Annotated in this window: 1 protein-coding gene; it reads left to right on the top strand. The window is 48.2% G+C overall.

The features are described 5' to 3' along the window. Positions 1-56 precede the first annotated feature (56 nt). On the top strand, positions 57-1,235 hold the full coding sequence (locus H7C18_RS34565; RefSeq protein ID WP_185133687.1) for an IS110 family RNA-guided transposase: 1,179 nt from the start codon (positions 57-59) through the stop codon (positions 1,233-1,235). Positions 1,236-1,358 lie beyond the last annotated feature (123 nt).

Here is a 1,358-nt window from a genome sequence, read left to right as displayed (position 1 = left end):
TGGGATTGGAGTCATCGTGGGAGCGCCGGCGAGTTTGTCATCAGGAGGAGAGGATATTGGAACCGGTAATTGGATTAGATGTAGCCAAGGGGAAGAGCGTTATTCAAGCGTTTCTGAAGCGAAATGAGGCTTACGGCAAATCAGAAACCATCACACACACGGAAGAAGGATTTAGACGTCTAAGTAACGTCGTACAAGAACTGTACAAGCGAACTGGAGTAGAGCCCGTTGTAATCTTGGAAGCAACAGGGCATTATCATCGAGCGGTTGAGGTTTTCTTATCAGCTAGTAAGATTCCGCATTTCATCATGAATCCGTTGGTGTCCAAACGCTCAAAAAGCGCCCAATTGCGAAAAGTAAAAACCGACGCGGTAGATGCCCGGCACTTGGCGGAAATGTATTACCGCGGAGACGTTAAGCCGCACCGCAGCTGGGAGACCTGCTATTCAGAACTTCAGCATGTGACGAGACAGTATGAGTTTGTAAGCTCACTATATGTTCAAGCGAGGCTCAATACACGAGCCCTGTTGGACCAGGTGTTTCCAGCCTACGAGGGGATATTCAGCGACCTCTTTTCTCCAACGGCACTGAAGACACTTCAAACCTGCTTGTCCAGGGAAACGGAAGATTGGACAGAAGTGATTCGCCCGTTTACGGGGAAGTCTCATTCGGAGAAATGGATTCGTGCGAAAGCAAAACATGTCGAAGTCATTCATCAACAATGGGTAGGGTCGCAGAGAAGCCTGTCGCAGACGTTAATGCTGCAAAGTATGATCTCGCTTCTGCTGTCCATGCAAGAACAACTTCAAGGGATTGAGGAGCAGATGAGGCGGTTAGCGGAGGAGATGCCGGAGGTAGAACTCATCAAGAGTATTCCGGGATTAGGGGATAAACTTGCGGCAGCCATTGTATCCGAGATCGGGAATGCCAAGCAGTTCGAAGAACCAAAGCAACTCGTGGCGTTTGCAGGGCTTGATCCTAGCGTGCACAGTTCAGGACAATTCACCGCTTCGCGCAATCGGATATCAAAGCGGGGTTCCAAACGCTTGCGAAGAGCTTTATTCTTGGCTGTACAATGCGGATTACGGCGAAGCTGCAATACAAGGCTAAAAGCTTACTACGATAAGAAAAGACAAGAGGGCAAGCCCTACAAGGTGACGGTGATTGCTTGCGCCAACAAGCTATTGCATCACATTTACGCCATCCTAAAGAAAGGCCAGCCCTACCAAGCATAAACCATATTTAACCAACACCCTCCACGGCAATGGAGGTTATTTGGTGTGTATTAAAAAGTATATCAGTATCCCTGCATTAAGCCAAGGCATTGAGGGTTGACATGTATTAGCTGGTTTTTTTGT

This window comes from Cohnella zeiphila (assembly GCF_014212055.1).
Classification (GTDB): domain Bacteria; phylum Bacillota; class Bacilli; order Paenibacillales; family Paenibacillaceae; genus Cohnella; species Cohnella zeiphila.
Note: the sequence above shows the minus strand (reverse complement) of the source record. Positions and strands in the feature narration are given on the sequence as shown.